The organism is Martelella sp., from assembly GCF_984369615.1.
Genome location: NZ_CFHTCS010000013.1, coordinates 24,276 through 30,471, shown reverse-complemented (window position 1 = coordinate 30,471; position 6,196 = coordinate 24,276). Strand labels below are relative to the sequence as shown.

Below are 6,196 nucleotides of genomic sequence, written 5' to 3'. Positions count from 1 at the left end.
ATCAATGCCGGCGGTCATGACGTGCTGCGCTATGTCGGCGGCCGGATTTCGCCGGAAATGGAAACCCCGAAACTGCTCTGGCTGAAGGAGAACCGGCCCGAGACCTTCGCCGCTGCGGGGCATTTCTTTGACCTCGCCGATTTCCTCTCCTTTCGGGCGACGGGATCGACAGAGCGCTCTGTCTGCACGGTGACCTGCAAATGGACCTATCTCGCCCATGAGGGGCGTTGGGACGCCGGCTATTTCAGGGCGATCGGCCTTGCGGAACTCGCCGAGAACGACTTCGCTCGCATCGGTTCAAATGTGGTCGATATTGCGACGCCGCTCGGCGACGGGCTCACGGAAACCGCGGCCGCCGAACTCGGTCTTGTCGCCGGAACGCCGGTCGGCGCCTCCTTGATCGATGCCCATTGCGGCGGCGTTGGCACCTTCGCCTGCGAGGGGCCGAACGGCGAGAACCTGCCGCCGGAAACGCAGATGGCCCTGATCATGGGAACCTCGGCCTGCGCCATGACGCTGGCGAAGGATGCGAATTTCGTCGATGGCGTCTGGGGCCCTTATTTCGGCGCCATGGTGCCGGGCTTCTGGCTTCTGGAGGGTGGACAGTCGGCCTATGGCGCAGCACTCGATCATCTGATCACGCTCCACCCCGCCTATTCCGCCATGCGCGAGAAGGCTGCGGCGGCGGGCTTGCCGCTTCCCGTCTATCTGGAAAAGCGCGCGGTCGAAAAAGCGGGTTCAGCGGAGCAGGCGGCCTTTCTTGGCCGCGATATCCAGGTGGTGCCGGAATTCCTCGGCAACCGTGCGCCCTATGCCGATCCGCAGGCAACCGGCGTCATCAGCGGCCTCAAGCTCGAGACGAGCGAGGACGGTCTCGTGTCGCTCTACGTCGCCGGCCTTTGCGGACTTTGCTACGGCACCCGCCAGATTATCGAGGCGGAAAAGGAAAAGGGTCTGCCGCTCGAAACCATCGTGGTCAGCGGCGGCGCGGCCCAGAGCGCGCTGTTGCGGCGCATCCTGGCGGACGCGACGGGGCTGAAGGTTGCGCTGCCGGATACGGCCGAACCGGTCCTGCTCGGCGGCGCCATCATCGGGGCGGTCGCGTCCGGCCATCACCGAGATCTGGAGCAGGGGGCGCGACAGATGTCCTCCATCAGGGAGATCATCGAACCGGCCGGCGGCGCCGTTGCGGCTCTCCACGCAGCAAAGTTCGCGGCCTTCGCGCTGCTGCAGGAGGCAGACCGCAAGATCAGGGCGGCGATGAAGCGTTAGGTCTTCCGTTTCCTGCAGCCTCTGGTTCTGCAGAAACTTGACGGCCTTTTCCCGTGCGCTCGCGCCGGGGCCGCGTTATTGTAGCCGCACGCGGCGCGGGCAGGCAGGACGAAAGACAGGCAATGGCGAAAACCATATCCGAGATTGCGGAGGACACCGGCTATTCGAGGACCACGATCACCATGGTTCTGAGCGGTCGCGCTTCCGAATACCGGATCAGCGCGCGCACGCAAAAGATCATCCAGGATTACGTTGCCGAGCACGGCTACACGATCAACCAGACCGCGCGCAATCTGAAAACGCGGCGCAGCCACACTGTCGGATTTGTCGCGCCGGAGATCGCCAACCCGTTCTTTGCCCGGTTCATGGCGCATCTGGAGGCCTGCTGCCGGGCTGAAGGGCTGGTGCTGATCACGACATCGAGCGGCGAGGATCCGGCGCTGGAGGCGCGCGCCTTGCAAAGCCTTGTGGAGCGCGGGGTCGATGGGCTGGTGCTTGCGCCCTGTGCGCCCCGCGCGCCGGCTGCTGCCCGCAAACGCGGACGGCGCACGCCCATGGTCCTGGTCGACCGGCACTATCCGGGCGATAGCGTCGAGGCGATCACCAGCGACCACAGGGAAAATGCGAGACTGCTCACCGAAGCGGTGATGGCCTCCGGCGCGCGACGGATGGCATTCTTTTGCGGCCATCCGGATAATCCTGCGATCGTCGAGCGCATTGAAGGTTTCCGCGAGGCGGCCGGTGGGGACGCAGAGGCGCGCGTGCTGACGGCAGACGATGACAGCGCGGCGGCGGGCGAGACCATGATGCAGGCTCTGCTTGCCGGCGGCGGAGAGCTGCCTTCGGCTCTTGTCTGTTCGTCGCTGCTTGTGCTTGAGGGCGCGCTGCAATGCCTGAAACAAGCCCGCTCGGCCGTGCCGCCCGAGATGATCATCGCCACATTCGACTATGACGGCTTCCTCGAGCTTCTGCCCAACACCGTTATCGTCATCCGCCAGAACGAGGCCGCTCTGGCGCGCGCCGCCTTCGGCTCCATCACCGCGCAGATCGGCGGCACGGCGGCCGCCGAGGGGACGCGCACGATCGTCGATGCCGAACTGGTTCATCTCAACGCTCAGGCGTGAAAACCGTCGGGGATCACCCGATCTCGGCAAAGACAGCGGAGAAGGTTTCCTCGAGCATGTCAAACATGGCGTCGAGCTCCTCCTTCGTGATGATGAAGGACGGGGCAAGGACGACGGAAGCGCCGAGCGGACGGCAGATCAGGCCCTTTTCCAGCGCCTTGTTGGCAATGCGCTCGGAAATGCGCAGCTTGCCGTCAAAGGGCGTCTTCCTTTTCTTGTCGGCGACGATCTCGATCGCGCCCATGAAGCCGACGCCGCGCACCTCGCCGGCATGGGGATGCGCGTTGAACCGCGACAGCCGCTCGAGGAAATAGGGCGTCAGCGCCCGGACATTGTCGATCAGCCCCTCGTTCTCGATCACATCCAGCGCCTTCAGCGCAACGGCTGAACCGAGCGGGCTTCCTGCAGCGGTAAAGCCATGGGGGAATTCTTCCGCCGCCTCGCAAGCCTCATCCATCTCCCCCGCAAGCCGTTCGCCGAGAATGACCGCGCCCATCGGATAATAGCCGGCGGTGATGCATTTCGAGGCGATGATCGCGTCCGGTTCCATGTCATAAAAGTCGCTGCCCCACATCTGGCCCAGCCGGCCGAAGCCGCAGATTACCTCGTCGGCGACCAGGGGAATGTCATAGTCCCGAAGCACCGGGCGGATCGCCGCGAAATAGCCCTCTGACGGGGGAATGACGCCGCCGGCGCCCTGGACGGGTTCCGCAAACATGCCGGCGATCGTCTCCGGTCCCTCGCGTTCGATCAGGTCCTTCAGGTTGCGCGCCATGCGGTCGCTGAAGTCTTGCTCGGTCTCGCCCTCCAGTCCGTAGCGCCAGTAATGCGGGCAATCGGCATGAAGAAAGCCCGGCAGCGGCAGGCCGAATTCGCCATTGTAGGGCTTTGCCGTCATGGATGAGGTGGCAATCGTCACGCCGTGATAGGCGTTGATGCGGGTGATGATCTTGCGCCGTTCCGGCCGGCCCCTGCGGCGGTTGATCATCCACAGCATCTTCACCATGGTGTCGTTCGCCTCGGAACCGGAATTCGTGTAGTAGACCTTGCCGCTGTCAAAGGGCGAGAGCCCGATCAGCCGCTCGGAGAGTTCGACCGTGACATCGGCGATGCGGCCGAAAAACGAGTGGTAGCCGGGAAAGCGCTCGGCCTGGGCCGTCAGTGCCGCAATGATGCCCTTATGATTGAAACCGGCGACATTGTTCCACAGCCCGGAATTGGCGTCGAGATAGCGTTTGCCGTGGACGTCGAAGACATGGTTGCCTTCGCCATGGGTGAGGATAACGGGTCCGTTTTCCTTCAGCGAGGGAAAATCGGTAAAGCCGTGAAGGACATTGGCCCTGTCCTTTTCTTCCCACGAATTGCCGTTTGCGTCCGCCATGTCCGGTCTCCCTTTTGGAAGGACAGAGCTTTCCCGTGAATGCGCGCCGGCGTCAAGGCGTGGCGGACGTTCAAAGCGAAAGCCCGGCCTCGTTGAAGACATGGATGTGCCGGTCGCGGAAGGAAAGGCCGATGTCCTCGCCGCGGATATTGTCCTCGACCTCGTCCGCGCGCACGATCAGCCGTCCGGCATCGCCGCAATCGACATAGAGGAAGGTGTCGGAGCCGAGATATTCGACAATCTCCACCGTGCCGGAAATCTGTCCCTCGCCGGGTTTGACGATATCGATATGTTCCGGCCGGATGCCGAGCGTCGCCGGCGTTCCCTCGGTGCCTTCCGGCAACGGGCCGCTGCCATGGCCGGGGATTTCGTATCTGCCGTCAGCGCCCGTGCAGGGCAGGATGTTCATCTTCGGCGAGCCGATGAACTGGGCAACGAAGAGGTTGTCCGGCTTCTCGTAGAGTTCGCGCGGGGAGCCGATCTGCATGATCCGGCCGTCCTTCAGCACCACGATCCGGTCGGCCAGCGTCATCGCCTCCACCTGGTCGTGGGTCACGTAAATCATCGTCGTGCCGAGGGTCTCATGCAGGCGGGCGATCTCGAAGCGCATCTCGACCCGGAGCGCCGCATCGAGATTGGAAAGCGGTTCGTCAAAGAGAAAACCCTTCGGCTCGCGCACGATCGCCCGGCCGATGGCGACGCGCTGGCGCTGGCCGCCGGAAAGCGCCTTGGGACGGCGCTCGAGATAGTCTTCGAGTTTCAGGATATCTGCGGCACGCCCGACTTTCTCCTCGATCTCCCTTTTCGGGCTGCCGGCGGTCTTCAGCGAAAAACCCATATTGTCGCGCACATTCATATGCGGATAGAGCGCGTAGGACTGGAACACCATGGAAAGACCGCGCTCGGATGGCAGCCGGTCGGTCACGTCATCGCCGTCCAGCAGGATGCGCCCCCGGCTCGTCTCCTCAAGGCCCGAGATCATCCTCAGAAGCGTCGACTTGCCGCAGCCGGACGGGCCGACGAAGATGACGAATTCGCCGTCCGCGATCTCGAGGTCGATCCCCTTGATGACCTGCAGGTCGCCGAACCATTTTTCCACGTTCTCGAGCTTGATCGCGCCCATGTGTCTCTCCCTCAGCCTGCCTGCAACATGTCCTCGCCCATTGCCCAGGCGAGGTGGATGGCGGCTGTCCAGGTAAACAGCTTGCCGCCGAGACCCTCGCCGGTCAGCGGGTCGAAATATTCAAAAAAGCCGGATGTCTCGACGGCGCGGCGCGTATCGTTGCGCAGCCGTTCGGCAAGGGCGGTTTCGCCCTTTTCGGCAAGGCCGATGCCGATCATGTAGTTGACCACCGACCAGATCGGTCCGCGCCAGTAGCGGCGGCTTTCAAATTGCGGGTGGCGCGGATCCCAGCTCGGGAAGCCGAAGGAACAATGGTCGAGAATAGTCGCGATCTCTGCCGTCAACCGTTTCTGCTGGTCGGGCGACCCGGCATCGGCATAAAGCGCCATGGCGGATGCGTTGGTGAAGGCCGTTGAAAGCGCGCCGGAGCGCAGATCCTTGGCCACATGACCGCAGACCTCCTCGCTCCAGAAGCTGTCGCAGCCTGCTTTCGACTGTTGCAGCCAGGCCTCCGCCTCGTTGCGGATGCCGGGCTCGCCAAACTCCCCCGCGAGCTCCGCAAGATCCCGGTCGCCGCGCATCAGCGCGAACTGGACGCAAGGATCCACCATGAAGAACGGTCCGTTGCGGGCAATCTCCAGATGGTCCCAATGGCACTCATGGCCGAATTTCACGATGGCGAGATAGCGGTTATATTGCTCCGCTGTTGGCCGTTCGGACGGGTCGACATGAGTGATGTCGCGGCGCGGCAGGTCGCCGAGATCGTCGGGCACCACAATCTGGTCCATGCCGATATCCCAGTCCGGGCAATTGTCGCGGCCGGATTCCCAGGGATGGATGATGCCGACGACGCCGGTATTGTCGGGGTCGCGATAGGTGTGGAACCAGCGGTGCCAGGCGTGGAGCTTGTGAAACAGCGCTCTTGCCCGGTTGCGATCCATCTCGGTGCCGGTCTGCATCATCGTCAGCATTGCGCTTGCTGCCACCGGCGGCTGGGAATGGCCGGAAGAGGGCGGCACAGTGTTTGATTTCCACATTTCCGGGCCCGGAAAATAATCCGGATCTGTCTTGTGGAAGATGATATGCGGCACCATGCCGTCCTCCCACTGGCCGGAGAACAGCGTCTCGATCTCTTCCCAGGCGCGGTTGCGGTCAAAGGTGGCGAAGCCGAGGGCGGCAAAGACGGAATCCCACTCCCACTGATAGGGGTAAAGCCTTGCTGTCGGCACGGTATAGCCGCCGCGATCGTTCATGCGCAAAATGTCGATGGCCTGCTGTTTCAGCGATTGATGCATT

General features: G+C 63.2%; 5 protein-coding genes. 2 read left to right on the top strand and 3 right to left on the bottom strand.

All coding sequences use genetic code 11. The features are described 5' to 3' along the window. Positions 1–1,272, top strand: a 1,272-nt coding sequence (locus AC5DC2_RS02475; RefSeq protein WP_491697379.1) for an FGGY family pentulose kinase, incomplete at its 5' end; no start/stop codon positions are given. A gap of 122 nt (positions 1,273–1,394) precedes the next feature. Next, positions 1,395–2,396 (top strand): substrate-binding domain-containing protein, encoded by a 1,002-nt coding sequence (locus tag AC5DC2_RS02470; RefSeq protein WP_491697378.1) that lies wholly within the window; start codon positions 1,395–1,397, stop codon positions 2,394–2,396. Between the two features lie 13 nt (positions 2,397–2,409). On the opposite strand, the gene AC5DC2_RS02465 is transcribed toward AC5DC2_RS02470, so the two are convergent. The 3 genes from AC5DC2_RS02465 to AC5DC2_RS02455 form a co-directional block, all read right to left on the bottom strand. Then, positions 2,410–3,777 carry an aminotransferase gene (locus tag AC5DC2_RS02465; RefSeq protein ID WP_491697377.1) on the bottom strand — a complete coding sequence of 456 codons (1,368 nt, stop codon included), beginning with the start codon at positions 3,775–3,777 and terminating at the stop codon, positions 2,410–2,412. Between the two features lie 70 nt (positions 3,778–3,847). Beyond that, positions 3,848–4,900: an ABC transporter ATP-binding protein gene (locus tag AC5DC2_RS02460; RefSeq protein ID WP_491697376.1), complete on the bottom strand. Its 1,053-nt coding sequence runs from the start codon at positions 4,898–4,900 to the stop codon at positions 3,848–3,850. Positions 4,901–4,911: 11 nt separating this feature from the next. Next, positions 4,912–6,195, bottom strand: a complete 1,284-nt coding sequence (locus tag AC5DC2_RS02455) for an MGH1-like glycoside hydrolase domain-containing protein (RefSeq protein WP_491697375.1) — start codon at positions 6,193–6,195, stop codon at positions 4,912–4,914. Position 6,196: the final 1 nt, after the last annotated feature.

What these genes read in the sequence shown, in the direction of transcription:
- AC5DC2_RS02470 (WP_491697378.1), top strand. Translation starts at nt 1,395, where the DNA reads ATGGCGAAAACCATATCCGAGATTGCGGAGGACACCGGCTATTCGAGG.
- AC5DC2_RS02460 (WP_491697376.1), bottom strand. Translation starts at nt 4,900, where the DNA reads ATGGGCGCGATCAAGCTCGAGAACGTGGAAAAATGGTTCGGCGACCTG.
- AC5DC2_RS02465 (WP_491697377.1), bottom strand. Translation starts at nt 3,777, where the DNA reads ATGGCGGACGCAAACGGCAATTCGTGGGAAGAAAAGGACAGGGCCAAT.
- AC5DC2_RS02455 (WP_491697375.1), bottom strand. Translation starts at nt 6,195, where the DNA reads ATGCATCAATCGCTGAAACAGCAGGCCATCGACATTTTGCGCATGAAC.